The following is a 26,682-nucleotide window of genomic DNA, read 5'->3' on the forward strand; positions in this document are numbered from 1 at the left end:
TAAAACCGCTTTTTGAAGCGGTTTTTTTCCGTGTGTTTTTGAGGAAAACAATGAGAATTTTATTACTACTTACCTGTTTATTTTTAGGGGCATGTAAAAGTACAGATCAAGGAATGTCGGTGTACTCGTTTACTAATTCAGAAATTGAAGCAGCCCTTGCTAATCAATTACCAAAACTAAGTGAACAGATTAAGCTGATGGGCTTACCTGTTGATTTTGCTGTAAACGATCTGAGTGTCAATGTCGGCCCAGATAAGCGTGATGTGGTGGTTTTAGGGGCTGATTCTAGTGCTGTCATCAAAGCTTTCGCGCTTAAGTATCCAGTCCGCTTAAAGCTTCAAATCGAAGGTAGTCCATTTTATGACAGCGAGAAAAAAGCGGTCTTTTTACGAAATGTAAAACTGGTTGATACAACTTTAGATACAGCGGGTTTTAAGGGCAGCTTAAACTTATTAGATGATCAAGCAATGCAAGTGATTAACGGCTTTTTAGCGGTTAACCCTGTTTATAAATTAAATATGAACGACCCTAAAGTTGCACTACTGAGCAAATTGCCATTAGATATGAAAGTATCTCAGGGCGAAATTATCTTAGTACCTAGACTATAAAAAATATTAAAAATTTTTAAAGCGGCCTTGAGCCGCTTTTTTGTAATTACTTGTTAAGCAAGTTCAACCTTGCCATAATTGCTCGTGATATTTCGCGAAACAAGTAATTGCTATGATCAAGGAATTTTTAAACGACCCTACGTTACTGTTAAATGCAGTTGGTGAAGGGATCTATGGCTTCGATTTATCGGGTAATGCGGTTTTTGTAAACCCTGCCGCTGAGCGCATGACAGGCTGGAAAGCAGACGAGCTACTTGGTAAAAAAATACACCAATATCATCACCATACTCGTAAAGATGGGTCACCATATCCCGCAGATGAATGCCAAATATATTGCACTATGTTCGATGGTAAACATCGTCATGTAAACGATGAAGTCTTCTGGCGTAAAGATGGTAGCTATTTTGCCGTCGAGTATACTTCAACCCCAGTTTATAAAAATGGCGCCTTGATTGGTGCGGTCGCGATTTTTCGCGATGTGTCAAAACAGCAGCAAACAGAAGTGGCATTGCGCGACGCTCTAGCGCAAGTTCAGCACTTGTCTGAGCAACTACAAGCTGAGAATGCTTACCTTATTTCAGAGTTAAACGAAGATTGGCAAGATTCCGGTTTGGTTGGTCAAAGTCATTCATTCCAAAGTATGCTCGAGCAAATTACCTTGGTAAGCCAAACTAATAGTACAGTTTTGATTTTAGGTGAAAACGGCACGGGTAAAGAGCTGGTGGCACGAAACCTTCATCGCTTGAGTAGCCGTGCTGAGCAACCTTTTATAAAGGTCAATTGTGCTGCGTTTTCAGCTAATTTAATTGAGTCTGAACTATTTGGTCATGAAAAAGGGGCATTTACTGGTGCAAATGAACGTAGAAAAGGGCGCTTTGAATTAGCTGACAAGGGGACTTTATTTCTAGATGAAGTGGCAGAGCTGCCATTAGAAGCGCAAAGTAAATTACTTCGCGTGCTACAAGAACAAGAGTTTGAGCGAGTTGGTGGCAGTCAAACTATAAAAGTTGATATTCGCGTGTTAGCTGCAACAAATCGAAACCTGTGGCAAATGGTTGAGCAGGGTAGCTTTAGAATGGACTTGTATTATCGCTTAAATGTGTTTCCTATTCGTGTGCCAGCTCTACGTGAACGCAAAGAAGATATTCCACTTTTAGCGGCAAACATAATAACTCAGCTTAATAAGCGCTTAGGTAAGCAGTTAAAGGGGCTTAGCAAAGCAACGCTCACTAAGCTGGGTAATTATGATTGGCCTGGCAATATTCGTGAATTACAAAATATCCTTGAGCGTGAAGCTATTTTATCTAAGCAGTCTGTACTACAACTCTCTGCTCCGTTGAATAATGAACAACCGGATGAGCAGGTTGTCTCGCTTGATGCTGTACAAAAGCAGCATATTCTCCAGGTGCTAAAGCGTTGTAACGGACAAGTATCAGGTGATAATGGCGCTGCAACTTTACTGGGTCTTCCAGAAAGTACCCTCAGGTCAAAAATGAAAAAATTGGCTATAACACGCTAATTCGTGATATATCGCGAATGTTCGTGATATTTCGCGATTTTAATATTCTTAAATTTAAATTTTCCCTTTTATATCAATGGTTTGATTTTATTTTTTGTTGGCCTGATAGTTGCTCTGTCAGGTTATTACCGACACAATAGTAAGTAGCAAAATGAAATTTGATATAAAAGAGCAAGACTTAATCATCAAGCCCTACAACCAAGATGGGCCAATTTATATTCGAGAGCAAAAAGGGCATTTCCAACGTATCCGCCGTTACTTAGGCTGGGTGCTGATGCTGACTTTTATAGCTATTCCGTGGATCCCATATGATGGTCGACAAGCCGTATTACTTGATGTAGCAAGTCAAAAATTTACCCTGTTTGGATTAACGTTGTTACCGCAAGATTTTATGATCTTAGCCATGTTATTTATGACTGGTGCGTTTGCTTTGTTTTTCGTCACTAACTGGCTAGGTCGTGTTTGGTGTGGTTACACTTGCCCGCAAACAATCTGGATGCTTATGTTCACTTGGGTTGAACACAAAGTTGAAGGTAACCGAAACCAGCGTATTAAACTTGATAAAACAGCTTGGTCAGCAAGTAAATGGCAAAAGAAAATCACTAAACATGCCGCTTGGCTTGTGATCTCTTTACTCACATCAATGTCATTCATGGCTTATTTCATCCCGGCTAAGTCTTTGTACATGAGCCTATTTACCCTAGAAATGTCTGGCATTGTAAGCTTTTGGGTATTCTTATTCGCATTTTGTACGTATGGGAATGCGGGATTCTTGCGTGAAAAAATGTGTACTGTTGCTTGCCCATATTCGCGTTTTCAATCAGTAATGTTTGATAAAGACACCTTGGTGGTCACGTATGATCAAGAGCGAGGAGAATCTCGCGGTGCTCGTAAGCGTAAAGCCGATCCAAAAGAGTTAGGCTTAGGTGACTGCGTAGACTGTAATTTGTGTGTAGAAGTATGTCCAGCTGGTATAGATATTCGTAATGGCTTGCAATATGAATGCATAAACTGTGGTTTATGTATTGATGCCTGTGATAGCACAATGGAAAAGTTCAACTATCAAAAAGGGCTGATCAAGTACGCCTCGGAAAAACAAATGGAAGGTAAAACGACCAACCCATTTAGACTAAAACTTCTTGGTTATGGTGGTTTGACGGCGCTATTTGTCGTTGGGATGGTTGTGTGGATGGCAATGCGCACACCAATCGAGGCCTCTGTAATTCGTGACCGTAATGCACTGTACCGAGTTAATTTTGAAGGCTTGGTAGAGAATCCATATACCTTATCAATCATCAATAAAACGCAGCATAGTTTGAGTTATTCAATTGGTATAAGTGGTATCGAAGAAGCAAGCTTACAATTGCCTGAGACTATCAAAGTTGAAGCAGGTCAGATGAAGCGAGTACCTGTTACTGTGGTTGCTGATGGCTATGACTTAAAGTCAAAAGTAACGCCTATCAGTTTTCACATTCAAGCATTAGAAGATGCCAATATCGCAATTACTAAAGAGACTAAGTTTTACCGAGATTAATCCAACCCCAAAATGAAAAATGGCTTGTTTTTAACAAGCCATTTCTGCAAATTCGAGTTTCTTTAGCACATGGGCTTTAGCGCTATCTAAATCATCAAATAAACAGTCCATTATCTGAATTGGTGATTGTGCTTGTGCAATGATGCGTTTCATTTGATTGAGTACAATTGATGAGCTAAACATGTATGCGGTAGCGACACAGTTAGTGCTTTGTAGAGCACGTAACAATTGGATAAACCCGCGTTCGGCCTCAGGAGTAGTAGCAAGTAATTGGGTAGAATGACTAATATAAGCCCACGGCTTTCCAGCTAGATCAGAAATATGCTTTTTTATATCTACTGCAAAGTCATTGACTAAACGTGCGTTAATATTACCAGAAAATTGTCCAATTATAATTGGACCATCAGTGATGATACTGACACTGCCATAGTGATTCTTAAATTCCAATTTGCTTCCCTTTTGAATTAAAAGAGCGCGAATTTTATACAATTCTATGTATGTGTCTAGTTATTTAATATACAATTATTAAAAAACATAAATAATTCAATTTAGTTGTTTATTTGTGTGTTTTATCCATTAAAGTGGTTTGGAGTAAATTATTTATTTACTCCAAATTTAAAATATAACTAACTATTTATTAACAATATAGTTCAATGCACCGGTAATCGAGGCTACTTGTGCATCAATACAGACTTCATCATTTGCCTGTGGGCTATCAGGGTAAACTTCTGTTGTTGTCACAAATTCAGCATCAGTGAGACCCATACATAAGCCGATTTTTTTCGCTTGGTAATGAATAACACCCAATTGGGTTTGCGGTACACCAATCAACTGGTTATTCTCATCGCTAGGTGCGATATGAGTTACTTTTTCAACAGACTTAATAATCGCTGCCTGAAACGCGTCATGTGGACGTTCACTATCAGCAACGAGATAAAAGCCATCTGGGATGTTCCAGTTATCGTGAGTGGTTGCATCACGTGCTGCAAGAGCAGGACGAAACTCACTATTATCAGTATCAGTTGTTTCATGTAGGTCGATATGCACGTAAGGTGCAATGGTATTGTCAGCTAAATACTGCATGATTGCTGCAGACTCTTCAGCTGGGCTGTCAGCGTAGAATGAGCGGTTTGGATCTGTCGCATTAGGGTTCCAGCGATTAATTGTTTCATAACTCCACGGGCTGATACACGGTGCTACTAAAATATTAAAATCGGCAAAGTAGTCTTTAGCTTTGTTCTTAGCAAACGCTAATGCGCCATGCACACCACTTGTTTCATAGCCATGAACGCCACCGGTAACCAATACTGTCGGTTTATCAGCTTGCCATTGCTTGCTCTTTAAAATGTAAAGAGGGTACTTGTCGCTGTCGTAACTTAATGCACCATACTGTTCAATATTGAAATCGATTGATAAAGACTCTAATTGCGATACAACATCATCTATATAGCTACGTTTTACTGTCTGTGATTTAAACCATGCTTTTTTATCTGCTTCGTTCCACGGTTTACCAGGGGTTCCTATAGGGTAACTCATAAAATACCTTATTCGACTTGCTGCAAAACGCCAAGCTTATCTAAGCCGTTAAGTCACTGCAACTAGATAAGTTCAGTGGTAAAGGTACCTTGCTCATACAGCTTTGCGTGATGGTGCTTATGGGCCTCAAATAAGTATCTACGAAGTTCCTCTTCACCTTTGCAAACCTTTACGATCTTACCTGCAATCCCTTTACTAGTGGTTCGAATTGGCTTCACACTAAGAATAATGTGATCTCTGCTAGGTAAATCAAATGCGAGTAATATGTCTTTGTTTAGCTCTGGAGCTTGACGCTTAGGCTTGAGTAACACGCCAGTACTTGATAAAGACAATATTTGAAATTGCTCGGTATGTATTTCGAGATCAGGAGTTCGCCAGCTGCGTTCGATCCCTTTGGTATCTATCACTTCTGGAGCACTGAGTAAGGGTATCAGCTGGCCATTTTCGTCATTGATAAACTCAAGTGGAAACCAAAGCTGATAAATACCCACCTCGGCAAGTAAAGTTAGTTTGGAATTTGCTAGTAAGCCGTTTAATTTATTTGGCAAGTTGAGCCTAACAGACATTTTTGTATCGGTTGGATCGCCATCAAGGTTTTCAGCCTCGAATAAACGGTTGAAAAAAGTAAGTTCTTGTTCGGATAAATGTGCCATATAAAGCTCCTTCTTTAGCACGCTTACTTATATGTATCATAAATTGTTCAAATTATGCACGTATAATGAGCATTAATTATGCCAGAAGCTTTGTGATTTATTTTGCGGCGTATTTCACTTACACTGATAAAAAAGTTAACAAGGATTTTATTTTGTCGAGCCTGACTGGTGTAAATAAAAGTTTAGTAATATTTGCTGCTTTAGTCGTTGTTTTAGCGGGTATTAAAGCTGCAAGTGTGATTGTTATTCCATTTGTGTTGGCGGCCTTTATCGCTATTATTTGTAATCCCTTAATCCGTTTCTTTGCCAAATACGGTATCCCTAAAGGTATTGCTGTGGTTTTTGTGATGCTGATGATTGTCGGTATAGGGATAAGCCTTGCCGGTCTGGTTGGGCAATCTATGACCGATTTTTCAGAAAATTTACCTGAGTACAAGGCACAACTCAAAGAAGAGTTTGTCTGGGTGGTTAACGTTGCTGCAAGCTATAACATTTTGATTGATAAAGAGCAGATTATTTCTTTATTTGATCCAGGTAAAATGATTGATGTTGCAACTAATATGCTCACCGGGTTAGGTGGGGTGATGGCGAACCTGTTTTTAATCATATTAACTGTCGTGTTTATGCTATTTGAAGGGCCAATGCTCAGCAAAAAAGTGCATTTAGCACTCGATGACCCTGAAATGAAAATGCAGCAAGTTGACCGTTTCTTAGATTCAATTAATTCTTATCTAGCCATAAAAACAATGGTTAGTCTAGGCACAGGTGTTCTTGCAGGATTCATGTTGTGGGCACTTAATGTTGATTATTTTGTGCTCTGGGCTGTGGTGGCGTTTATGCTTAACTATATTCCTAATATTGGTTCTATTATTGCTGCAGTACCAGCTGTGTTACTTGCTTTAATCACGCAAGGCCCATTGGTAGCAGGGTTTATCGCTGGTGGATATTTAGTTATTAACACAGTGATGGGTAATATTGTAGAACCGCGCTTTATGGGGAAAGGGCTGGGCTTATCGACGCTAGTGGTGTTTTTATCGTTGATTTTCTGGGGCTGGTTGATGGGAACAGTTGGTATGCTATTGTCAGTTCCATTAACTATGATAGTTAAAATTGCTTTAGAAACCAGCCAAGAAGGGCGATGGCTTGCTACTTTGCTAGGTAATGGTGAAGAGCTAAAACTTGAGGATTAAAAAGGCGCTTAAGCGCCTTTTTATTTTTCAAAATGATTAACGATTATAGCGACTTGGTATCACTTTAGAGGTTGTTGTAAAACCTTTACATGGTTTTTGAGAATTTCAATCTCACATTGTTTGTAGGCAATAGCGGCACTAGTGCCATTTGGCATTTTTTGTAAGTAGCGCCAACGACAACTGTCTTCTAAATAACGCTCTTGGTTTTTTATACTGCGATTAAAAATTGGTAGCAATTGGCTATTACCGGTATCTTCTTTTATTTTTTCAAGATCCATAGTGAGCTTATTAACCCACATTTTTTGGTCACGTTGCAGGTCTGCAATAACTTGATCAAGGCATTGAATATACCGCTTGGTGTCATCAGTATGGTTGCTCGCGAGCTCACAAGCTTGCTCTGCTTGAGCCTGTGATGCAGTCGTAATTAAACCTAAAAAGATGCTCTTAACGGATATGGATGTTTTATTTTTTATCATGGTAATTAAACTCTAATATAAACTCAGCGCCGGCTAGCTTCTCTGCATCTTTAATGGTTAATGTGCCATTATACGAGTTTACTAAATCAGATACGATAGCCATGCCAACACCATGGCCACTTTCGTAAGTATCGAGTCTGGTACCGCGAGTCAGTAATGATTCGCGTTTGTGCTCAGGAACACCTGGGCCATCATCACTTATGCTGAGTGTTAACTTTTTGTTCTGTTTAACCTTTATATCGACCTGTGAACGGCAAGCTTTACAGGCATTATCGATTAAATTACCGAGTAGTTCCATTAAATCGGTTTTATCACCTAAGAAATAGTCTTTTTCACTAACCTCAGAGGTAAAAATAATATCTTTATCGCGATAAACCTTGCTCATCGCGCTTAAAATTGAATCAATAACAGGTTTAATATGGGTTTGCTTTTTCCAAGTATCAGAAGCACCCGTTGCAGCTCGTTTTAATTGATGTTCGATCATCACATTAATACGATCTAACTGCTCTTGTGCATCGGCATCATTGGCTAAAGGGCTTGATTTAAGGACTGCCAAGGGGGTTTTTAATGCATGAGCAAGATCGCTTAACGAAGCCCTATAGCGCTCTTTTTGGCGCTGTTGCGATTCAAGTAATAAGTTTAAGTCGGCTTTTATGGTTTGCAGCTCTACTGGGTAGAGACCTTTTATTTGCTGATTATCGCCCGATTCAATGGCTTTAATTTCTTTATCAAGACGTTGCAATGGCCTTGCACTCCAAACAAAACCAATCGCCATAAGCGCTGCAATGGCCACACCCATTACATACATCCAATTTACTAACGTTTGTTTAAAGCCATCCATCAGCCTGAGAAGTGCATCATTACGTTTTAATAAGATAAAACGCGCATGCTCCGATTGGTCAATGTTTTCTAAAATAACGGTAAGGGTTAATTGCCAGTACACGGTCTTGTTGTATTCAACACGGCGAAAATCCGCAGAGCCTGCTGGGGCTTCAAAGTTATCTGGAATAAAATTGATGTTGGTGGCTGATTCAGAATACCAAACAGGAAGATCACCACGATAAATCATTGCATAGGTATCTGAATTTAAACGATTTAGCTCTGGAGTTAAGATGGTGCTCGGCATTACAATGCCGCGTTCAGTGAAGTCAACTTCAGAAATAAGAGAATATAAATGAGCTTCGAGGGTTTTTTCGGTCGCTTCGACCAAAGAAGCGTAGTAAGCCTTACCAATTGAGAAAAACAGAATTGGCAAGGCTACTAATAAAACAAAGACAAGGATAAATCCTTGCCTTACTTTAAGCGGTATTTGCGATGCTACCACTGACTTTTAAGCCTATAACCACGGCCACGTAATGTTTCAACTGGGTTAAGGGTACCGTCAGGGTCAAGCTTCTTACGTAAACGCAATACGAAAACTTCTATTACGTTTGAGTCAAGGTCGAAGTCTTGATCATAAATGTGCTCTGTCAATTCAGATTTAGAAATTACCTTTTGTGGGTTAACCATTAGATATTCTAAAACTTTGTATTCGTATGCAGTTAAGCTAAGTTCTTTATCATTAACCCAAACTTGTTGTGAGCGAGTGTGTATTTTGATAGGACCTGCTGTCATTTCTGGGTTTGCTTTACCTGCGCTGCGGCGGATAAGTGCATTACAGCGTGCAATCAGCTCTTCAACATGGAAAGGTTTAGTTAGGTAGTCATCAGCACCTGCATCTAAGCCTTCTACTTTATCCTGCCAACGGTCACGTGCAGTTAAAATCAAAATAGGGATAGTAATCCCCTGAGCACGGGCTTTGGTAATTAATTCGATACCATCTACTTTTGGTAAGCCTAGATCTACTACCGCCATATCAAGCGGGTACTCGGTAATATGGAATAAACCAGCTTCACCATCGTGACAAAGGTCAACGCTATAACGCTCTTTTTCAAGTGCATTACGGAGGTTATCTGCTAAGTGTAAATCATCTTCAATAACTAAAATTCGCATTCTTAATCCTTTTTCACTTCGCCAGTCTTTTTGTTCACATGGACATCAACCACATGGCCGTTCGTTTTTAAAATTCTTACGGTAAATACTTTATCTTGCTCTGTGATTTTTAGGGTTCGGCCGTCCTCAGATTTTTTTGCAATTGTCACAGCCTGTTTTTTAGTCACTTCAGAGACTTGTTTCTTACTGGCATCAGCATGAAAGCTTGATAATGCAAATAAAAGACTAAAACTGAAGGCTAATAATATGCGCATGACGGGGAACTCCTAAACCAGACCCATTTAGTTTAATTAACCAATTAACTAAAATTCAAGTAATTACGTTCAATTCTGTAATTTCAATAGGCAAATCTTAGTTAATAAGCCGTGAACAAACACTGAATTAATGATTCAGTTAAGTTCAGACGTTAACCAAATACTTTTTTAAATGGTTTTACAACTGAGTTGTCGTAAACACCTGCAGCAATATAAGGATCATTTGCTGCCCATTCACGAGCTGCTTCTAATGACTCAAACTCAGCAACGACTAACGAACCTGTAAAACCAGCTTCAGCGGGATCTTCACTATCAATGGCAGGAAGCGGACCTGCTGTGAATAAACGGTTTTGTTCATCTAATTCTTGTAGACGTGCTAGGTGAGCAGGACGCGCAGATTTGCGTGCTTCTAAACTATTTTCAACATCAGTTGAATAAATCATATACAGCATGGTGTGTTCTCAATGTTATTTTTAAAAAATAGTAGCATATTCTTAGCAATAGACGAGAGAATATTCGCGTAATAATCTTTACACAAACCCATATAACTTTAACTTATAAAGCTTGAAATACGCGGTGTAACACTGGTAGAGTCGCTGGGTTGAGAAAATAATAATAAGGTTTTTAAATGAGCGAAAAACGCGAGCATTTTAGCTCCCGCCTCGGTTTTATTTTAGCGGCAGCCGGTTCTGCTGTAGGTATCGGAAACTTAGTGGGTTTTCCTGTTTCAGCTACAAAAAACGGCGGTGGTGCTTTCCTATTAGTTTATGCATTGTTTGTCATTTTCATCTGTTTACCAGTGATGATGGCTGAAATGGCAATGGGTCGTAAAGCGCAAAAAGATCCTCTTGGTTCTTACAAATTATTAGCGGGCAACGATCCTAAATGGAACTTTGCAGGCTTTTTAGCAGTATTAACGCCATTTATGATTGCTGTTTTTTATATGGTTATTACTGTATGGATTTTTGGTTATTTATCGCAAACTGCATTTGGTAATTTAGATGCTTTGGCTCAGCCAGATAACTTTGGCACTTTTATTAACAGCTACACCGTGTTTGGCTATATGGCAGTGGTTGCTATCATCGTTAACTTGATTTTGGTTGGCGGCGTAAAAGAAGGTATTGAAAAAGCAGCTAAGTTTATGATGCCAGCTTTATTCGTTCTACTAACAGCGTTGGTTATTTATGTATTAACACTTGATAACGCGATGGCTGGTGTGAAGTACTATATAGTGCCTGACTTTTCAAAAATGGATGCAAGTGTATTAAATGGTGCATTAGCACAAGCGTTTTTCTCATTGTCGTTAGGTATGGGTATTTTAATGACCTATGCATCTTATATTTCAAAGAAAGACGACATTGTTGGTAGTGCTAAAATGGTTGCTGTAACCGATTCTCTTGTTGCATTTATTGCGGGTCTTATGGTTCTTCCTGCTATATTTAGCTTTAACCCAAACACTGACCCAAGCACTTTATCTGACTCATCGGTATCGATGATTTTTGTTTATTTACCAAAAATTCTATTAGCGTTACAAGCTGATATTGGTTATGTAGGTGCATCAATTGTTGCGTTTGTATTCTTTTTACTCGTCTTTTTTGCTGCAATTACGTCGCTTGTATCAATTGTAGAAGTTCCAACAGCAACATTAAGTGACCGCAAAGGTATTAGCCGTAAAAAAGCGTTGCTTATCTTAACTTTATCTACAGGTGTATTAACTGTGCTTTGTACGATGTCGTTTGGTATGGTTGAATCACTCACTAAGTTTGTTAGTTATGGCGGCGCAGATAAGAGTTTATTTGATATTGTTTATGATGTGTTTTACGACACAATTTTACCGCTTAACGGTTTAATGGTGTGTTTATTCGTTATGTACCGTTGGAAAAAAGCAAACTTATCAGCAGAGCTAAGCCAAGGCTGTGACGGCTATGTTGGTAGCTTCACAGAGAAGTATGTGAACTTCTCACTATCAACGTTTATCCCTGCCATTTTATTACTAATCTTTGTAAATACGGTGGCGACTAAATTCTTTGCATTTAGTATTTTCGGATTTTAAAAACCAGTTCAATACTTAGCCGCGCACTTTGCGCGGCTTTTTATGCCTGCTATTTGTTGTGCTTTAATAATCAAAATGCTCCTGCATCAAGCACATCACCCAAGCCAAGGGTAAACATCCAAAGTCCCCACAAACTGTGTTCAATTACACACACGAAGGTAGAGCGGCTTTGCGAATAAGTATATGAGAACAACAGTCCACCTAAAAATGCTAGAAGTACGGCCAATACATTCGCATAGACAATATGCGCCAACGCAAACACCGATGCGCTGACAATAATACGCACCGTTTTACTTGGCATAATGCGTTTATAACGATGGAAAAAATAGGTTCTAAAGATAAGTTCTTGCGGCATCACCGATAAGATAGGGTAGAGCAGTAGCAACATTAGCCAATCGTTGAATGAGTTTCGTGGTAGTGAAAACCAGTTTTCTTGATTCATGATGCCGTAAAACATCCCGGAGAATAGCGCTCCTAAAAAGAAAAAACTAAATAAACGACGTTTTACCGCACTAAATTGCCCGAGGCTTGTTAAGCGAAAACGCTTAAAGTGGGGATCAGACAGAAGCAGCATGCCACATACAATCATTAAGATAATAAGTGCGGGAATGAGCCAGTTAGCGAGGTAGGCACGCAAAAAGAAGCCTAAGAGCGGCAAAGAAACAAATATGAGGGTAAATTCAAACCAGCGGTATTGGTTAGCGTTCAATGTCGTCTCAGCGTTTTTTTTGTTTACGCTAACAAGCTAAGACGACAGTTTTATGACACTAAGATTGCTTTGAATCTTTCTCTTCGTCATCTTCTGGTAAGTATTTGAATAGGGTGATGATTGTTGCTAACACGCAGACAAAGGTAATACCCATTAAGCCAAACACTTTAAAGTTAACCCAAAAGTCGAGTGAGAAGTTATACGCAATGTAGATATTAAGCGCAGAAATACCCGCAGTAATTGCAACCCAAAACAGGTTAAGCTTGTTCCATAATGCTTCTGGTACCTTTATTTCTTGTTTACTCTCAGAGGCATTTTCTAAAATCGAGCTAAGTGCTTTTTTCACTAGGTTTTTGCCAAGTACATAGCGGCTTACTAACAAAGTGACACTGAAAATTGCATATACAATGGTGGCTTTCCATTTGACAAACTGTTCATCGTGAAAAACTAAAGTAAGTGTACCTAACACCACCGCGATGGCAAAAAACAGCCAATGTCTGGTCGGCACTTTGCCATCCTTAAAATAACAATAAGCAACCTGTATTAAGGTGGTTAGCATCAGCAATGCTGTTGCCCAATAAATATCAACTAACTTGAAAACCGCAAAGAACAAAATCAGCGGGATGTATTCAATAATCGCATGCATAGATTTATAAATGCTCTATTTTAAAAAGATACTGGGTTGTATCAAGTTATTGCGCAAGATACAAGGTTGACTTAGTAGAGCTGAAAGCTTAGCCTCCCGAGCCAATCTGGCCTAAACCTGCGTTTAGGTTGTTTTACCTTATCTTTTTCCGCTTAACCTCAGATGATTAAGTGGCGTATTTTGGAGCATTTTATGAATAAAGCCGCGTTAGTATCACAAATGGCTGCCCACAGTGAATTAACAAAAAAAGACACACAAGCTGCCTTAACTAGTATGTTAAATGCTATCGAAAAATCACTGTCTGAAGGCGATCAAGTGCAAATTAATGGCTTTGGTACGTTTGCATTGAGTTATTACCCAGCACGTAAAGGTCGTAATCCACAAACAGGTGAAGAAATTGAAATTGAAGGCGCTAACAAGCCTGTTTTTAAACCTGCTAAAGCATTAAAAGACGCCCTATAAGCAGGATTTGCAAATTCGTTGTAGCATTTACACACTGAAACAGAATATTTTTAAATTAAGTTAATACTTTCAATGTGTTAAATTTGGCATGTTGTCTGCTGCTATTACTTTAGGTTTACCTAAATAAGGAGATAACATGTCAAATTTAAACAGCCAACTTAATGGTAAAAAGATTGCCATTCTAGCAACCAATGGTTTTGAGCAAAGTGAGCTATTATCACCACGCAGCGCATTGTTAGAAGCAGGTGCACTTGTAGAAGTCGTGTCTCTTGAACGTGGAGATATTACTGGCTGGGATGAAAACCAATGGGGTGAAAGAGTCACAGTGGATCGTGTGGTTAGCGAGGCTGACTCAAGTGAATATGATGCCCTATTGCTACCTGGTGGTTTATTCAACCCAGACACACTGCGTCAAGATAGCGAAGCAAAGGCCTTTGTTGATGGTTTCTTCAGTGCAGGTAAAAATAAACCCATTGCAGCGATTTGTCATGGACCATGGCTACTAGCTGAAGTTAACAAATTACGCGACCGCAAGGTGACGTCATACCCAAGCATTAAAACCGACTTAATCAATGCTGGCGCAAATTGGGTTGATCAAGAGGTGTGTGTTGATGAAGGTATAGTCACAAGCCGAAGCCCAGCTGACTTAGAGGCTTTTAATCGAAAATTCATTGAAGAAATTAAAGAGGGTGTGCATCGCCATCATTAATAGTTAGATACAATAAAGGGCCTATAAGGCCCTTTTTTAAGTAAACTAAACAACTTATTTTGTAGCTGCTTTCATACTGGCTACAAACTCTTTCAACCCACTTAGCATCGCTGCTTGGTCATCAAGGTTTGCTTCTATGATTTTAACTACTGCAGAACCTGAAATCGCCCCAGCGGCCCCTGATTCGAGTGCTGATTTAACATCTTCCGGTGTTGATACTCCAAAGCCTAATAAAGCTGGTGCAGCATGATAATCTTTTAGCTTTTTAACTAACGAGTCTGCTGGCATTTGTGCTTTAGTTTCTGTTCCCGTAACGCCCGCGCGTGATAACAGATAAGTGTAACCACGGCCATATGAAGCACACTCGCGTAAAGTGTCGTCATCAGCATTAGGCGTTGCAATAAAAATTGGGTCTATGCCATTTTTCATTGCTGTTTGGCGAAATAGCTTTGATTCATGTAGCGGTACGTCAGCCACTAAAATTGAATCGACACCTGCTTCTTTAGCATCTTGATAAAACTTTTCGATGCCACGCTTAAACACCAGATTTGAATACAATAATAGGCCAATTGGAATATCTGCATTGTATTCACGCACTTGTTTGATGATATCAAAGCAATCTTGGGTATTAATGTTTTCATCAAGCGCACGAATGTTGGCCGCTTGGATAACAGGGCCATCTGCAATCGGATCAGAAAATGGAATACCTAACTCAAGGGCATCAGCGCCGCCATCAATTAAGCTTTTGATGATTTCTACACTCAGTGCTTTATTAGGGTCGCCAATGGTCACAAACGGCACAAACGCACCTTGGTTTGTTTCATTTAATGTGGCGAACAGTTGTCCGTAACGGTTAGTCTGGCTCATAGTGCGCCTCCTTCTGATAAAACACTGTGTACGTGAGCCAAATCTTTATCGCCTCGGCCGCTTAGGTTAACCACTAAAATAGTGTCTTCGGTTTGTTGCTCGGCATATTTAAGGGCATATGCTAGGGCGTGGCTTGACTCAAGGGCTGGAATAATCCCTTCGTTTTTAGCTAATAATTGGAATGCCTCTAGAGCTTCAGTATCGCTAATACCAACGTATTGTGCACGGCCTGTTTCATGTAAATGAGCATGCTGTGGACCAACAGCAGGGTAATCAAGACCTGCTGAAACAGAGTAAGACTCTTCAATTTGACCATCATCATTTTGCATAATGTAGGTATAGGTACCGTGTAAGATGCCTTTTGTGCCTTTACATAAGGTGGCACCATGCTGGTGGGTGTCTAAGCCCTTACCAGCAGGCTCTACACCAATCAGTTTTACGCTTGGCTCATCAATAAAGTCTGTGAACATACCAATTGCATTAGAGCCACCGCCAACACAAGCAAGCACGGCATCCGGTAATCGACCTTCTGCTTTTAACACTTGTTGTTTTGCTTCTTCTCCAATCATTTTTTGGAACTCACGTACCATGGTTGGGAATGGGTGAGGGCCTGCTGCAGTGCCCAGTAAATAGTGAGCATCTTTGTAATTAGCAGACCAATCGCGTAGTGCTTCGTTTACTGCGTCTTTTAAAGTACCAGAGCCTGCTGTGACAGGAATAACCTCTGCACCCATTAGTTTCATTCGAAATACGTTTGGTTGCTGACGTTCAACGTCTTTTGCGCCCATGTAAACACGGCACTTTAAGCCAAGTAGGGCACACGCGAGGGCAGTTGCAACACCGTGTTGGCCAGCACCTGTTTCTGCAATGACTTCTTTTTTCCCCATGCGCTTTGTAAGTAGTGCTTGACCAAGTACTTGGTTGGTTTTGTGCGCACCGCCGTGGAGTAAATCTTCACGCTTTAAATATAGTTTTACCTTTGGGTTTTTAACTAAATTACGTGTCAATGTTAGTGGCGTAGGGCGACCTGCGTATTCATTTAATAGTTTTTCAAATTCAGCCTGAAAAGCTGGATCTTTTTGTGATTTATTAAACTCTGCTTCTAGTTGCTTGAGTGCAGGCACAAGCAACTGTGGTACAAACATACCACCGAATTCACCAAAATAAGCTGGATTTTGCATTATAACCTCAATAATTTCTGATATGCGAAAACGCATTTTGTAATTTTGTTTGGCACTTTTTACCCGCTGACGCTTCAACGCCAGAATTTAGGTCAAGGCCATTGGCACCGCGATAAAGCGCTGCATGAATATTCTCTGGATTTAAACCACCGGCTAACATAAATGGCACCGTTGCCGTTTCTAGTACAGACCAATCAAATGTTTCGCCTGTGCCGCCTTTTTGGCTTTTGCTGTAAGTGTCGTATAAATGGCGGTCAACCCCTTCGAGCGGTTTTGGTAATTCGCCTTTAACGGCTTGTGCTTTCCAAATTTCACAGCCAAGCGGTAATTGCTTTCTGAGAGTTTGAATATATTCGCTATTCTCGTCACCATGTAATTGCACTGCAGCTAGCTTTAAACTTTGTGCATAATCTACTACTTGTTCAACAGGCGCATTGACAAAAACACCAACATAAGCGAGCGGGGCACTTTGTGTTACTTGCTTGGCGCAGTCGATATCGACATAACGTGGTGACTTAGGGTAAAAAATTAAACCGCCATAAACAGCACCACTCGCGTAGGCTGCCATCGCGTCTTGTGAACGGGTTAAGCCACACACTTTATTTTCACCTAAAATCACTTTACGACACGCGGCTTCTAAGTCGCGCTCAGCCATGAGTGAGCTACCGATTAAAAAGCCGTCGCATAATGGCGCTAGGCGTTTTACATCTTTATGGGTATAAATGCCCGACTCTGAAATGACCACTTTGTCATTTGGGATAAGCTGGCGTAATCGCTCTGTTGTCGCAAGATCAGTACTTAAATCACGAAGGTCGCGGTTGTTAATGCCAATAAGGCTGGCATTAAGTGCAAGTGCGCGGCTTACTTCTTGCTCATTACTGACTTCAGTGAGTACCGACATATTCAAAGAATCAGCCACTTTATGAAGCGCTAAATATTGTTCGTCATCAAGGACAGAGAGCATTAATAAAATAGCATCACCACCAGACAAGCGTGCTAAATAGACTTGGTACTCATCAATAAAGAAGTCTTTACAAATTAGCGGCTGCTCAACTTGGCTGCGCACATATTCAAGGTACTGATAGCTGCCTTGGAAATATTTTTCGTCAGTAAGCACACTCATGCAGGTTGCGTACTTTTTATATACCGAAGTAATTTCGTCTAAATTAAACGGCTCGCGAATAAGCCCTTTTGACGGTGATGCTTTTTTACACTCTAAAATAAATTGTGTGCCAGTTGCTGCTAACGCTGCTTCAAAGTCTCGCTTGGTTGGTACAACATCCTCAATGAATGACTCAAGCGGGCGCTGTGCTTTTCTTTGTTCTAATTCAATGCGTTTGTCGGCAACAATTTTGTCTAACACGTTAGCCATGACTTACCTCAATAATTGCGTTCAATGTGTCCATCGCTTTGCCTGATGCTAATAATTCACTTACTTGATCTGCGGCTGCTTTTAAATCACTTGTTTTATCGGTTAAATAAAGAAGTGCCGCAACGTTGGCTATAATAGCTGCGTTATGCGCCATTTCACCTTGACCTTGTAAAATCGCTAAGCTTGCTTTTGCGTTATATTCTGGCCCTTGGCCTGCTAGTTGTTCAAGTGAATAGTTTGCAAGACCAAAATCGCTCGCTGTTAGCGTGTATTCGCTTAGTTCACCGTTATTTAGCTCAACCACTTTGGTTGTCCCGTGCAAGGCAATTTCGTCAGTGCCTGCACCATGAACCACCATGGCGCGTTTAGTGCCAAGGGTTTTTAAGGTTTCTGCCATTGGTAAACACAGTGAAGCGTCATAAACACCAAGCAATTGAACCTCGGGTGCAGCAGGGTTGGCAAGCGGCCCTAAAATATTAAAAATTGTGCGGCTTTTAAGGGCTGTTCGCACGCCCATCGCATGGCGTACACCACTGTGATAATGCGGCGCAAATAAAAATGTGAAGCCAGTATTTTCTAAACAAATGGCTGCTTGCTCAGGGCTCATATCGATATTGATACCCAAGGCTTTTAGTAAATCCGCAGAGCCAGAATTACTCGATACACTACGATTACCATGTTTGACCATGTTGATGCCCGCAGCGGCGGCTACAATAGCAGCAGTGGTACTAATATTAATTGTGTTTGAGCCATCGCCACCGGTACCACAGCTATCTGCAAGCAAGGTTTTGCTGGTTTTAAATGGCACTGCATTGGCGCGCATTGATGCTGCCGCACCGGCGATTTCATCACTCGTTTCGCCTTTTAGTTTTAGGGCGATAAGTGCAGCGGTTAATTCAATATCATTAAGCTGACCATTCATGATGGCGTCAAACAATGCAGTTGCTTGCAGAAATGATAAATCTTGCTTTGCTAATAATTGGTTTAACTGGGTTTGGGTTGTTGCTTCCATGTTATTCCTCTACTGCACGCGTGCGGTTAAAAATTCAATGCTTTGCTGTAATAGCAATGCGCCATTTGGCGTTAAAATTGACTCAGGATGAAACTGATAGCCAAGGGCATTATCTTGTTGGTGGTAAATTGCCATCGGAATAGTCTCATAAGAAGCAATTACTTCAACGTCATCAGGGACTTTGGTTGCCATTAATGAATGATAACGAGCAACCGGCATTTTATCGCCCATACCTGCAAATACTGGGTGCTCAGTCAACGCAATAATTGATGACTTGCCATGCACTGTTTCACCTGCATGACCAATAATCCCACCGTAGCTTTGTGTTAGTGCTTGCTGTCCTAAACAGATGCCCAGCATCGGGAAGCGGCCTTTACACAGTTCAATGAGTTCCATTAAACAACCCGCATCCGATGGTGCGCCAGGGCCGGGTGAAAGCACTAATAACACGGGCATTGTCTCTTGGCACATTTTGTCAAAGATGCTTTGTGCACTGATGTTATTACGGTATACCACTAACTCGCACCCTAACATAGAAAGTTCATCGACTAAGTTATAACTAAATGAATCAAAGTTATCTAAAAAGTAGATTTTATAGGCTGATGTTGTTGTCATTATTGTGCCTCGTAGGTCGATTGAATCGCAGTGATCACGGCTTGCGCTTTAGCACGAGTTTCATTGGCTTCTGATTGTGGTTCTGAATCAAACACCACACCTGCACCTGCTTGCACGAAGGCTGTGCCGTTTTTAACAAAGGCAGAGCGAATAACAATGCAGCTATCCATGGCACCATCACCCGTTAAATAACCTACTGCACCACCATAGCTGCCACGGCGTTTTTGTTCGGTTTGACGAACTAATTCAGCGGCACGTACTTTAGGTGCGCCCACTAACGTGCCCATGTTCATACAGGCTTGGTAGGCATGGAGCGCATCTAATTCTGGCTTTAAAGTACCAACAACACGTGAAACTAAGTGCATCACTTGTGAGTAGCGGTCTACTTTTAATAACTCTTTAGCGTGGCGTGTGCCAGGTACGCTAATACGAGCTACATCATTTCGCGCTAAATCTACTAACATTAAGTGCTCAGCACGTTCTTTTTGATCGTTGCGAAGCTCAAGCTCAATGCGGCTGTCTAGGTCTGGATTAATTTGTCCGTTAGCAAACTTGCCACGAGGGCGAGTGCCGGCAATAGGGTATACCTCAACTTGTTTACTCTCTGGACAATATTTGAGGGCTGACTCGGGCGATGCACCAAATAATACAAACTCTTCATCGCGCATGTAAAACATATATGGGCTTGGGTTTTGTTGTTTTAATTGGCTGTAAGCATGAAGTGAGTCAGGGCAGGCGAGAGAAAAAGTACGTGATGGAACAACTTGGAAAATATCACCATCAACAATGTTCTTTTTTAACCTGATAACATGTTCACAGTATTGCTCGTCGCTAACATCGATAGAAATAGGGTTTGAGCCTGTTTGTTTTTGCCCTTGGTAGCTTTGTGCATTGTCACATACGGTATTTAAACGTTCTAACTGTTGACCCACTTCAAAGCAGTTAGCGTGTACTTCAGGGCCGTTAAACACATTGCCGATTAGTTCTGTTGTTTTTGCCTGATGGTCGATGACAACTAACGTTTCAGCTAAGTAGAAAACATAATCTGGGCAGCTATTTTCGCCGTCAGGTACATCAGAAAGGGTTTCGAAATTAGCAACCATATCGTAGGCAAACACACCGCCTAAGAACACAGAAAACGGGTTGTCTGTGGTACTTTTAATACTGTTAATGCAGCTACGTAGCGCACTAAATGCGTTATCTGCTACTAATTTACTGGCTTCATCAATTTCGCTTGCGATCTCGTTGTAGGTTAACGTTAACGTGTCATCTACAAGCTCAGCAGAACAGTTTTGCACATGACTTTGTAAATAAGGCAGTAATTGTTTGCCATTATTTGACTGTGCTGTGAGTGTGACCTGTTTGCCTTGGCAAACAATACGTAGCGCTGAGTCAACCAAAATTAGACTTTTTACACTGTCTTTTGAATCAATTTCAGCAGACTCTAATAGCAGTGAATTAGGCTTATCGAGTAAACTGTATAACGCAAGTGGGCTACTAATGTAGTCACGCACTTGAGTGATACTGGTTACTTCACCCGGTGTCGTCGTTATATGACTAAAAATCAAACCTTATTCTCCCTCATTCCCAAAAACTCTTTAAAAAACAAAACCCCGCGAAGCGATGCTTGGCGGGGTTCGTATAAAGATGCCTATAAATTAGATAGACCCTTACCGTCCCGCTAAGCCAGGCGCCACCACCAATGATGTGTAAGAGTTGCTATGTAATTCATTATAAAACCTTAAAATTTAGATATAAAAAAACCCGCTACATGAGCGGGTTTTGAAATCGTTAGACACGACAATTCGTCACCCGCTAGTTACGAGTGCCACCACCAAATTGTGATTTGAATTGTTTTGTTCATTGTTATTTCTTATTTAACGTGTCTGAAAGTGCCTACAGTAAAGCGTACCTAAGCCGATACTGTCAAGCATTAATTTACATATTAATACGAGTTCGGCATTTACCCATCGTAATTGCCCATTTATGAGGGTAAAACACACAGTTATATATCTTACTTAAAAAGATAATCACGCCCTCGCACTAAATTTTTGTTATACTCACATCATTGATTCAAGAACTTACGTAAAGCAGTCTTTCCCTTTGATAAAATACGATTTACATAGTCACACCACATACTCAGATGGTCAGCTATCAGTCGAGCAATTGTTACACCGCGCGGTTGAGAAAAACATAGATGTGTTTGCAATTACCGATCACGATACGTTAAGTGCGATAAAACCAGCACGCAAAGTCATTGCAGATGATAATTTACCGCTTAAATTGATTGCTGGTGTTGAAGTATCAACAAAATGGGAAAGCTTTGAGATTCATATTGTTGGCTTAAATATTGATGATGAGAACAATTCACTGCTGTCATTATTACACGCGCAACAAGCCAAGCGTGAAGAGCGAGCCACCGAGATAGGTCGCCGCCTTGCTAAAAATGGTTTTGAAGGCATTTACGACCAAGCAAAAACATTCGCTGAAAACGCACAAATCACACGCGCGCATTTTGCTCGTGCACTGATAGAACGTGGCGTAGCTAAAAACTTCCCTGGCGTATTTAAAAAATACTTAGGGCGAGGAAAAACAGGCTATGTACCAAGTAGTTGGTGCGATATGCAAACGGCAATTGCTGCAATTCACCAAGCTGGTGGGGTTGCAGTACTCGCTCACCCTGGGCGATATCAAATGTCTAACAAATGGCTGCGTAAGTTAATTATTGAATTTAAAGACGCGGGTGGCGATGCAATGGAAGTAGCACAACCACAACAAGCACCGAGTGAGCGCCAGTTTTTAGGTGAACTTAGTCGTGAATATGGTTTACTTGCGTCGCAAGGGTCAGATTTTCATTTTCCGACCAGTTGGTTGGAGTTAGGTAAAAATTTATACTTGCCAAAAGATTGCCAAGGGGTTTGGCAAGCATGGGAAGGGCAATAGGAGCGTGTAATGAGTCAGTTTTTTCATATTCATCCAGATAATCCGCAACCACGCTTAATCAGCCAAGCGGTTGATATTATTAAGCAAGGTGGTGTTATTGTATACCCAACCGATTCGGGTTATGCACTTGGCTGCAGCATTGGTAATAAGCAAGCAAAAGAGCGCATCGAACGTATTCGTGGTATTGAAAAACACCATAATTTTACCTTAGTTTGCCGCGACCTATCGGAGCTATCTACTTATGCTCGCGTCGATAACCAGCTATTCAGATTAATTAAAAATAACACGCCGGGGCCTTATACGTTCATCTTTAAAGGCACAAAAGAAGTACCAAAGCGTTTATTAAACGAAAAGAAAAAAACCATTGGTATTCGTGTTATCGAACACCCAATCACCTGCGCTTTATTGGCTGAACTAGGGGAGCCGTTAATGTCGTGTTCTTTGATTTTACCGGGTGAGCAATATACCGAGGCTGATCCTGATGAAATTCGCGATCGCATTGAAAAGCAAGTTGATTTAATTATTCATGGTGGTTATCTTCCTGAACAAGCAACCACAGTGATTGATTTGTCGGATGATGATATTGAAATCTTACGTGTGGGTTGTGGTGATACTAAACCATTTGAAATGTAGAGACTTCGTTGACTAGCCCAGAGCTTGATGCCCCAGATAATATACAAGAGCCAGTTCAGCAAAAGCTGCCACTGGCTTTTTTGCATGGCAAAGCGGTAGTCGACAAACCTGAAGACTTATACATTCCACCTGATGCGTTAGAGATCATTTTAGAAACCTTTGAAGGGCCTCTCGATTTACTTCTGTATTTAATCAAAAAACATAAACTCGATGTGCTAGAGCTCTCTATATTTAGTATTACTGAGCAATATGTTAGTTATGTTGAAATGATGAGTGAATTTCAGCTTGAACTAGCTGGTGAGTACCTTGTGATGGCGGCGCTATTAGCACAAATTAAATCACGATTATTACTGCCAAAACATGAAGAGCTTGAAGAGGAAGAAGATCCAAGAGCTGAGCTTGTAAGACGTTTACAAGAATATGAGCAATTTAAAAAAGCAGCGGAGAATCTTGATGAGATCCCTCGCGAAGGCCGCGATATCTTTGTAGCCGAAGCGCTGGTGCCAGAATTCAGTGAACGTGAGGTACTGTTACCTGATGTTGACATGAAAGACTTGCTCGTTGCGCTAAGCGACGTTATGGCCCGAGCTAAAACATTTGAACACCATCATATTACCGCAGAAGCTTTATCGACCCGTGAACGCATGAGCTTAATATTAGATAAGCTCTCAGAAGCGCAATCACAGCTGCCTTTTAGTACTCTTTTTACCATTGAAGAGGGCAGAAGTGGTGTTGTCGTTAGTTTTATCGCCATGTTAGAGCTGGTGAAAGAAAACCTGATCAGCTGCTTTCAGGTAGATGCCAATAGCCAGATTTATGTTGGTTTGGTGGAAGAAAGCTAATCGTTTTAAGCGGTAAGTTCTAAGTTTCAAAAGCTGTACCTGCTTTAATAGCAAGTAGGTATTCACCACTCAAAAAATAGATATTTCCATACAAATGAAGCGCTTAACTAACAGAGAGTTAAATAATTGCGCCAAGGCTCAGTACCTGTTAAGTTGTTTTTCCCACGCTTCTAGGTATAAGCCTACTATTAAGGAAAATATGATGAAAAAGTTAGGAATGGTACTGTTATCTCTCGCGGCATTTGGAGCCTCTGCTGCAGAAAATTTGCAATTAGACCTTAACCTTTATTTGAATAACCAACTTGTAAAAACGCACGCAGTTAAAACTGAAGAAGACAAAATTCAAACAGTGACTGCAGATGGCATTCTTAAATTTGATGTAACCCCTTCGTTGAACAACCAAATTGTGACACTGACATCAACACTATATAAATTTGAAAATGGCTCTTACAATAAATTTCAAGAACCTAAGTTAATGGTAAACCTTAATAAACCTGCAACGATTGAGGTTGGTACTGAGGGTGTTGAAGTTTATAGGATTGAAATAACAGCAAGTAAAATATAGCTGCTCTGAAATTTACTATACATTTTTATAGCGGCTAGATTTAGGTATGCGTTTAATAAATAGATGTATTTTGAGTGGCATCATAATACAAATAGCTATTGAGTTAGAGGTATTTCAACTTTTTAAGGAAAGCAGATGCAAAGTAAACACTTTACAATCAAAACCATGACCAAGAAGGAAGTCGATCTCATGATTGATTGGGCAGCAGCAGAGGGGTGGAATCCAGGCCTTAATGATGCTGATTGTTACTTTGCTGCTGATCCTGAAGGGTTTTTTGTTGGTTTTCTTGACAATGAGCCTATAGCGACAATTTCTGCCATTAATTACCACGATGTATTTGGCTTTATCGGCTTCTACATTGTTAAACCCGATTACCGTGGTAAAGGTTACGGAATACAAATCTGGAAGGCCGCTTTAAAACGTCTTGAAGGCTTGAATATTGGCCTTGATGGTGTGGTGGAACAGCAAGAGAACTATAAAAAGTCTGGTTTTAATCTGGCCTATCGCAATATTCGCTTTGCAGGAGTAGGTGGAGGTAAGTCGCCGCAAAATGCAGACATTGTTGATCTTAATGCTGTGCCATTCGAAATCATTGACGCATACGAACAGGCATTTTTTCCTGTGAATAGGTCAAACTTTAATAAAGCATGGTTAAGCCAACCCCAGTGCGACGCGTTTGGCATAATGAATAACGGGAAATTGGCAGGGTACGGCGTAATTCGCAAATGCCAAAACGGCTTTAAAATTGGCCCTTTATTTGCCGACTCACCAGAATTGGCCGAATCTTTGTTCCTTGCTTTAAAATCTAAAGTGAGTGCATCTGAAGCTATTTTCCTTGATACGCCAGAAATCAACCAAGCTGCTGTCGCTTTAGCACAGAAATACAACATGCAGGTGTCATTTGAAACCGCCAGAATGTATACCAGCGAATGTCCGAGCTTGCCATTAAATCGTATTTTTGGTGTTACTTCTTTTGAAATCGGCTGAGTTAAATCTTATAGCTATTCAATTTCACTAGATATTCAAAGCTCGATTAAACATTAATATAAGTTCTTACATTTATCCAAGGACGTATTTTGGAAATTAGAAAACTTAACTCACTACGTGCTTTAGCTGCGCTCATTGTCTTTTTCACTCATTTTAGCGACATAACTAATTGGCTTGGTGGTGTGTTAGGAGGAGGCTCAGGGGCATACGGGGTGATGCTTTTCTTTCTTCTTAGTGGCTTTTTGATGTCTTATCTATATATAGAAAAAGGCTTTAATAAAGATAATATTGTCCGCTATTTTTCTGCTCGTTTTGCTAGAGTTATTCCTTTGTATTTAGTGGTTGTTCTTGCCTCTTACTTGTTATCGAATAATGGTAGTTCTGTTCTTTATAACATTCCTGATACCGAGACCTTAATAGCTCATTTACTGTTTATTTATGGCGAAAGTGTTCTGTGGTCAATACCGCCAGAAATACACTTTTATTTTATATTTACACTTTTTTGGGCAATGTCGAAAAATAGAACAGGGTATATTTATCTTTCAATTTTAGCTGTAATGCTATTGTTGTTCTTTACAAATTATCCACGTATTTATGGTGATATTAATGGTGTTCCATACAGTCTGTTTAGTGTATTAAGGACATTACCCTTCTTTTTTGTCGGGGTTATCTTGGGTATGAACTATCGTTCATTAACTATTCCATATTACCTGCGAAAACATTGGTTTGTATTAACGCTTGGTTTTATTCCTTTGCTGTACCCAGCATTTTCTCCCATAAATACTGCTGATAAGGTAAGAATGTGGTTGAGTTATGAAGTTCTGCTTGTAATGAGCTCTGTTTTCTTTTGTGTTGTTTTCCTCGTGCCAGACAATAATATATTGCTCGCTAATCGATTTGGTGATTTTTTTGGTAAGATATCGTATTCGCTTTACTTGCTCCATATGCCAATAATCGCAAAAGTGAACCAATTAGACGCCTCGATTGAGCTAAAACTCTTGCTATCTCTGCTGCTGAGTGTCATAGCAGCAGCTATTTCATATCAATTTTTTGAAAAGCCAGTAGCAAATTTAATTCGAAAAAAAGTATCTAATCGGTCAAATTCAGCCACCAGCTCAGCTTAGCGAAACTACATTCGTTTTTACTGAAGATACATTTTTACATTGCGGTAATAAGTTCTCCATAATCTGCTAGCACCTAGCACCTAGCACCTAGCACCTAGCACCTAGCACCTAGCACCTGTTTTCCTTTTTTCTTACAACTTTTGCCTGGAGTGTGCATATACGCACAGAAGCTGTTCGTTTTACGCTATTTTCATTATTTA

Annotated in this window: 29 protein-coding genes; 13 read left to right on the forward strand and 16 right to left on the reverse strand. The window is 40.3% G+C overall.

All coding sequences use genetic code 11. From position 1 onward, the window contains the following. Positions 1-50: 50 nt before the first annotated feature. The 3 genes from J3455_RS18150 to ccoG all read left to right on the forward strand — a co-directional run bounded on the left by J3455_RS18150 (position 51) and on the right by ccoG (position 3,661). The gene (locus tag J3455_RS18150) at positions 51-608 is read left to right on the forward strand and encodes a YceB family lipoprotein (RefSeq protein ID WP_130051790.1); all 558 of its coding nucleotides are present in this window, start codon (positions 51-53) and stop codon (positions 606-608) included. 112 nt (positions 609-720) lie between these two features. Then, entirely contained in the window at positions 721-2,127 is a 1,407-nt protein-coding gene (locus J3455_RS18155) for a sigma-54 interaction domain-containing protein (RefSeq protein WP_349562135.1), read from the forward strand. Positions 2,128-2,278: 151 nt separating this feature from the next. Beyond that, the gene (gene ccoG, locus J3455_RS18160) at positions 2,279-3,661 is read left to right on the forward strand and encodes a cytochrome c oxidase accessory protein CcoG (protein ID WP_130051788.1); all 1,383 of its coding nucleotides are present in this window, start codon (positions 2,279-2,281) and stop codon (positions 3,659-3,661) included. Between the two features lie 30 nt (positions 3,662-3,691). Here the strand turns inward: ccoG and J3455_RS18165 are convergent, their stop codons facing one another. From J3455_RS18165 to J3455_RS18175, 3 genes are all read right to left on the reverse strand, one after another. After that, positions 3,692-4,108 carry a hypothetical protein gene (locus J3455_RS18165; RefSeq protein WP_130051787.1) on the reverse strand — a complete coding sequence of 139 codons (417 nt, stop codon included), beginning with the start codon at positions 4,106-4,108 and terminating at the stop codon, positions 3,692-3,694. A 183-nt stretch (positions 4,109-4,291) separates the two neighbouring features. After that, positions 4,292-5,197 carry a M14 family metallopeptidase gene (locus J3455_RS18170; protein ID WP_349562136.1) on the reverse strand — a complete coding sequence of 302 codons (906 nt, stop codon included), beginning with the start codon at positions 5,195-5,197 and terminating at the stop codon, positions 4,292-4,294. Positions 5,198-5,259: 62 nt separating this feature from the next. Further along, entirely contained in the window at positions 5,260-5,850 is a 591-nt protein-coding gene (locus J3455_RS18175; RefSeq protein WP_130051785.1) for a hypothetical protein, read from the reverse strand. A gap of 152 nt (positions 5,851-6,002) precedes the next feature. Between J3455_RS18175 and J3455_RS18180 the strand changes: the two genes are divergently transcribed. Then, positions 6,003-7,040: an AI-2E family transporter gene (locus J3455_RS18180; protein ID WP_130051784.1), complete on the forward strand. Its 1,038-nt coding sequence runs from the start codon at positions 6,003-6,005 to the stop codon at positions 7,038-7,040. A gap of 59 nt (positions 7,041-7,099) precedes the next feature. On the opposite strand, the gene J3455_RS18185 is transcribed toward J3455_RS18180, so the two are convergent. From J3455_RS18185 to J3455_RS18205, 5 genes are all read right to left on the reverse strand, one after another. Beyond that, a complete protein-coding gene (locus J3455_RS18185; RefSeq protein ID WP_349562137.1) occupies positions 7,100-7,516 on the reverse strand; it encodes a hypothetical protein in 417 nt (138 codons plus the stop codon). After that, complete coding sequence (locus J3455_RS18190) at positions 7,503-8,840, reverse strand: ATP-binding protein (protein ID WP_130051782.1); 1,338 nt, start codon at positions 8,838-8,840, stop codon at positions 7,503-7,505. Before J3455_RS18190 ends, J3455_RS18185 begins: the two co-directional genes overlap by 14 nt. Then, the gene (locus tag J3455_RS18195; protein WP_054552907.1) at positions 8,834-9,508 is read right to left on the reverse strand and encodes a response regulator transcription factor; all 675 of its coding nucleotides are present in this window, start codon (positions 9,506-9,508) and stop codon (positions 8,834-8,836) included. The genes J3455_RS18190 and J3455_RS18195 overlap by 7 nt, the downstream gene beginning before the upstream one ends. Positions 9,509-9,510: 2 nt before the next feature. Continuing rightward, on the reverse strand, positions 9,511-9,762 hold the full coding sequence (locus tag J3455_RS18200; RefSeq protein WP_130051781.1) for a PepSY domain-containing protein: 252 nt from the start codon (positions 9,760-9,762) through the stop codon (positions 9,511-9,513). A gap of 152 nt (positions 9,763-9,914) precedes the next feature. Beyond that, positions 9,915-10,214: a YciI family protein gene (locus J3455_RS18205; protein ID WP_175580462.1), complete on the reverse strand. Its 300-nt coding sequence runs from the start codon at positions 10,212-10,214 to the stop codon at positions 9,915-9,917. Positions 10,215-10,390: 176 nt separating this feature from the next. Between J3455_RS18205 and J3455_RS18210 the strand changes: the two genes are divergently transcribed. Then, on the forward strand, positions 10,391-11,815 hold the full coding sequence (locus J3455_RS18210) for a sodium-dependent transporter (RefSeq protein WP_130051780.1): 1,425 nt from the start codon (positions 10,391-10,393) through the stop codon (positions 11,813-11,815). A gap of 70 nt (positions 11,816-11,885) precedes the next feature. Here J3455_RS18210 and J3455_RS18215 read toward each other — a convergent pair whose 3' ends face one another. Next, positions 11,886-12,524 carry a CPBP family glutamic-type intramembrane protease gene (locus tag J3455_RS18215; RefSeq protein WP_167658624.1) on the reverse strand — a complete coding sequence of 213 codons (639 nt, stop codon included), beginning with the start codon at positions 12,522-12,524 and terminating at the stop codon, positions 11,886-11,888. Between the two features lie 58 nt (positions 12,525-12,582). After that, positions 12,583-13,170, reverse strand: a complete 588-nt coding sequence (locus J3455_RS18220; protein WP_167658623.1) for an inner membrane-spanning protein YciB — start codon at positions 13,168-13,170, stop codon at positions 12,583-12,585. Positions 13,171-13,362: 192 nt separating this feature from the next. Between J3455_RS18220 and J3455_RS18225 the strand changes: the two genes are divergently transcribed. Together J3455_RS18225 and J3455_RS18230 are read left to right on the forward strand one after the other, a co-directional pair. After that, positions 13,363-13,632, forward strand: a complete 270-nt coding sequence (locus J3455_RS18225) for an HU family DNA-binding protein (RefSeq protein ID WP_130051777.1) — start codon at positions 13,363-13,365, stop codon at positions 13,630-13,632. A gap of 136 nt (positions 13,633-13,768) precedes the next feature. After that, positions 13,769-14,341: a type 1 glutamine amidotransferase domain-containing protein gene (locus J3455_RS18230; RefSeq protein WP_167658622.1), complete on the forward strand. Its 573-nt coding sequence runs from the start codon at positions 13,769-13,771 to the stop codon at positions 14,339-14,341. Between the two features lie 54 nt (positions 14,342-14,395). On the opposite strand, the gene trpA is transcribed toward J3455_RS18230, so the two are convergent. The 6 genes from trpA to J3455_RS18260 are packed head-to-tail and all read right to left on the reverse strand — an operon-like array spanning position 14,396 to position 20,956. After that, positions 14,396-15,208: a tryptophan synthase subunit alpha gene (gene trpA / locus J3455_RS18235; RefSeq protein ID WP_167658621.1), complete on the reverse strand. Its 813-nt coding sequence runs from the start codon at positions 15,206-15,208 to the stop codon at positions 14,396-14,398. Then, positions 15,205-16,389 carry a tryptophan synthase subunit beta gene (gene trpB / locus J3455_RS18240; protein ID WP_250661897.1) on the reverse strand — a complete coding sequence of 395 codons (1,185 nt, stop codon included), beginning with the start codon at positions 16,387-16,389 and terminating at the stop codon, positions 15,205-15,207. The genes trpA and trpB overlap by 4 nt, the downstream gene beginning before the upstream one ends. 7 nt (positions 16,390-16,396) lie before the next feature. After that, complete coding sequence (gene trpCF / locus J3455_RS18245; RefSeq protein ID WP_130051773.1) at positions 16,397-17,761, reverse strand: bifunctional indole-3-glycerol-phosphate synthase TrpC/phosphoribosylanthranilate isomerase TrpF; 1,365 nt, start codon at positions 17,759-17,761, stop codon at positions 16,397-16,399. Next, positions 17,754-18,773 carry an anthranilate phosphoribosyltransferase gene (gene trpD, locus J3455_RS18250; protein WP_130051772.1) on the reverse strand — a complete coding sequence of 340 codons (1,020 nt, stop codon included), beginning with the start codon at positions 18,771-18,773 and terminating at the stop codon, positions 17,754-17,756. The genes trpCF and trpD overlap by 8 nt, the downstream gene beginning before the upstream one ends. Positions 18,774-18,782: 9 nt before the next feature. Next, entirely contained in the window at positions 18,783-19,388 is a 606-nt protein-coding gene (locus tag J3455_RS18255) for an aminodeoxychorismate/anthranilate synthase component II (RefSeq protein ID WP_130051771.1), read from the reverse strand. After that, entirely contained in the window at positions 19,388-20,956 is a 1,569-nt protein-coding gene (locus J3455_RS18260; RefSeq protein ID WP_349562138.1) for an anthranilate synthase component 1, read from the reverse strand. Before J3455_RS18260 ends, J3455_RS18255 begins: the two co-directional genes overlap by 1 nt. A gap of 535 nt (positions 20,957-21,491) precedes the next feature. Here J3455_RS18260 and rnm point away from each other — a divergent pair. The 6 genes from rnm (at position 21,492) to J3455_RS18290 (ending at position 26,482) form a co-directional block, all read left to right on the forward strand. Beyond that, positions 21,492-22,331 carry an RNase RNM gene (rnm, locus tag J3455_RS18265; protein WP_130051769.1) on the forward strand — a complete coding sequence of 280 codons (840 nt, stop codon included), beginning with the start codon at positions 21,492-21,494 and terminating at the stop codon, positions 22,329-22,331. A 9-nt stretch (positions 22,332-22,340) separates the two neighbouring features. Beyond that, positions 22,341-22,964: an L-threonylcarbamoyladenylate synthase gene (locus J3455_RS18270; protein ID WP_167658620.1), complete on the forward strand. Its 624-nt coding sequence runs from the start codon at positions 22,341-22,343 to the stop codon at positions 22,962-22,964. 8 nt (positions 22,965-22,972) lie between these two features. Then, positions 22,973-23,806 carry a segregation and condensation protein A gene (locus tag J3455_RS18275; RefSeq protein WP_502935103.1) on the forward strand — a complete coding sequence of 278 codons (834 nt, stop codon included), beginning with the start codon at positions 22,973-22,975 and terminating at the stop codon, positions 23,804-23,806. A 202-nt stretch (positions 23,807-24,008) separates the two neighbouring features. Then, positions 24,009-24,371, forward strand: a complete 363-nt coding sequence (locus J3455_RS18280; protein WP_239977212.1) for a hypothetical protein — start codon at positions 24,009-24,011, stop codon at positions 24,369-24,371. A gap of 135 nt (positions 24,372-24,506) precedes the next feature. Continuing rightward, complete coding sequence (locus J3455_RS18285) at positions 24,507-25,358, forward strand: GNAT family N-acetyltransferase (protein WP_349562139.1); 852 nt, start codon at positions 24,507-24,509, stop codon at positions 25,356-25,358. A gap of 89 nt (positions 25,359-25,447) precedes the next feature. Next, positions 25,448-26,482, forward strand: coding sequence for an acyltransferase family protein (locus J3455_RS18290; RefSeq protein WP_349562140.1), 1,035 nt, complete (start codon positions 25,448-25,450; stop codon positions 26,480-26,482). Positions 26,483-26,682: the final 200 nt, after the last annotated feature.

It is taken from the genome of Pseudoalteromonas sp. NFXS39 (genome assembly GCF_040148775.1).
Lineage (GTDB): Bacteria > Pseudomonadota > Gammaproteobacteria > Enterobacterales > Alteromonadaceae > Pseudoalteromonas > Pseudoalteromonas apostichopi.

Coding starts and splice junctions, on each gene's coding strand:
- J3455_RS18150 (WP_130051790.1), top strand. CDS start 51: ATGAGAATTTTATTACTACTTACCTGTTTATTTTTAGGGGCATGTAAA.
- J3455_RS18155 (WP_349562135.1), top strand. CDS start 721: ATGATCAAGGAATTTTTAAACGACCCTACGTTACTGTTAAATGCAGTT.
- ccoG (WP_130051788.1), top strand. CDS start 2,279: ATGAAATTTGATATAAAAGAGCAAGACTTAATCATCAAGCCCTACAAC.
- J3455_RS18170 (WP_349562136.1), bottom strand. CDS start 5,197: ATGAGTTACCCTATAGGAACCCCTGGTAAACCGTGGAACGAAGCAGAT.
- J3455_RS18175 (WP_130051785.1), bottom strand. CDS start 5,850: ATGGCACATTTATCCGAACAAGAACTTACTTTTTTCAACCGTTTATTC.
- J3455_RS18185 (WP_349562137.1), bottom strand. CDS start 7,516: ATGATAAAAAATAAAACATCCATATCCGTTAAGAGCATCTTTTTAGGT.
- J3455_RS18195 (WP_054552907.1), bottom strand. CDS start 9,508: ATGCGAATTTTAGTTATTGAAGATGATTTACACTTAGCAGATAACCTC.
- J3455_RS18200 (WP_130051781.1), bottom strand. CDS start 9,762: ATGCGCATATTATTAGCCTTCAGTTTTAGTCTTTTATTTGCATTATCA.
- J3455_RS18205 (WP_175580462.1), bottom strand. CDS start 10,214: ATGCTGTATATGATTTATTCAACTGATGTTGAAAATAGTTTAGAAGCA.
- J3455_RS18210 (WP_130051780.1), top strand. CDS start 10,391: ATGAGCGAAAAACGCGAGCATTTTAGCTCCCGCCTCGGTTTTATTTTA.
- J3455_RS18220 (WP_167658623.1), bottom strand. CDS start 13,170: ATGCATGCGATTATTGAATACATCCCGCTGATTTTGTTCTTTGCGGTT.
- J3455_RS18225 (WP_130051777.1), top strand. CDS start 13,363: ATGAATAAAGCCGCGTTAGTATCACAAATGGCTGCCCACAGTGAATTA.
- J3455_RS18230 (WP_167658622.1), top strand. CDS start 13,769: ATGTCAAATTTAAACAGCCAACTTAATGGTAAAAAGATTGCCATTCTA.
- trpA (WP_167658621.1), bottom strand. CDS start 15,208: ATGAGCCAGACTAACCGTTACGGACAACTGTTCGCCACATTAAATGAA.
- trpB (WP_250661897.1), bottom strand. CDS start 16,389: ATGCAAAATCCAGCTTATTTTGGTGAATTCGGTGGTATGTTTGTACCA.
- trpCF (WP_130051773.1), bottom strand. CDS start 17,761: ATGGCTAACGTGTTAGACAAAATTGTTGCCGACAAACGCATTGAATTA.
- trpD (WP_130051772.1), bottom strand. CDS start 18,773: ATGGAAGCAACAACCCAAACCCAGTTAAACCAATTATTAGCAAAGCAA.
- J3455_RS18255 (WP_130051771.1), bottom strand. CDS start 19,388: ATGACAACAACATCAGCCTATAAAATCTACTTTTTAGATAACTTTGAT.
- J3455_RS18270 (WP_167658620.1), top strand. CDS start 22,341: ATGAGTCAGTTTTTTCATATTCATCCAGATAATCCGCAACCACGCTTA.
- J3455_RS18280 (WP_239977212.1), top strand. CDS start 24,009: ATGAAAAAGTTAGGAATGGTACTGTTATCTCTCGCGGCATTTGGAGCC.
- J3455_RS18285 (WP_349562139.1), top strand. CDS start 24,507: ATGCAAAGTAAACACTTTACAATCAAAACCATGACCAAGAAGGAAGTC.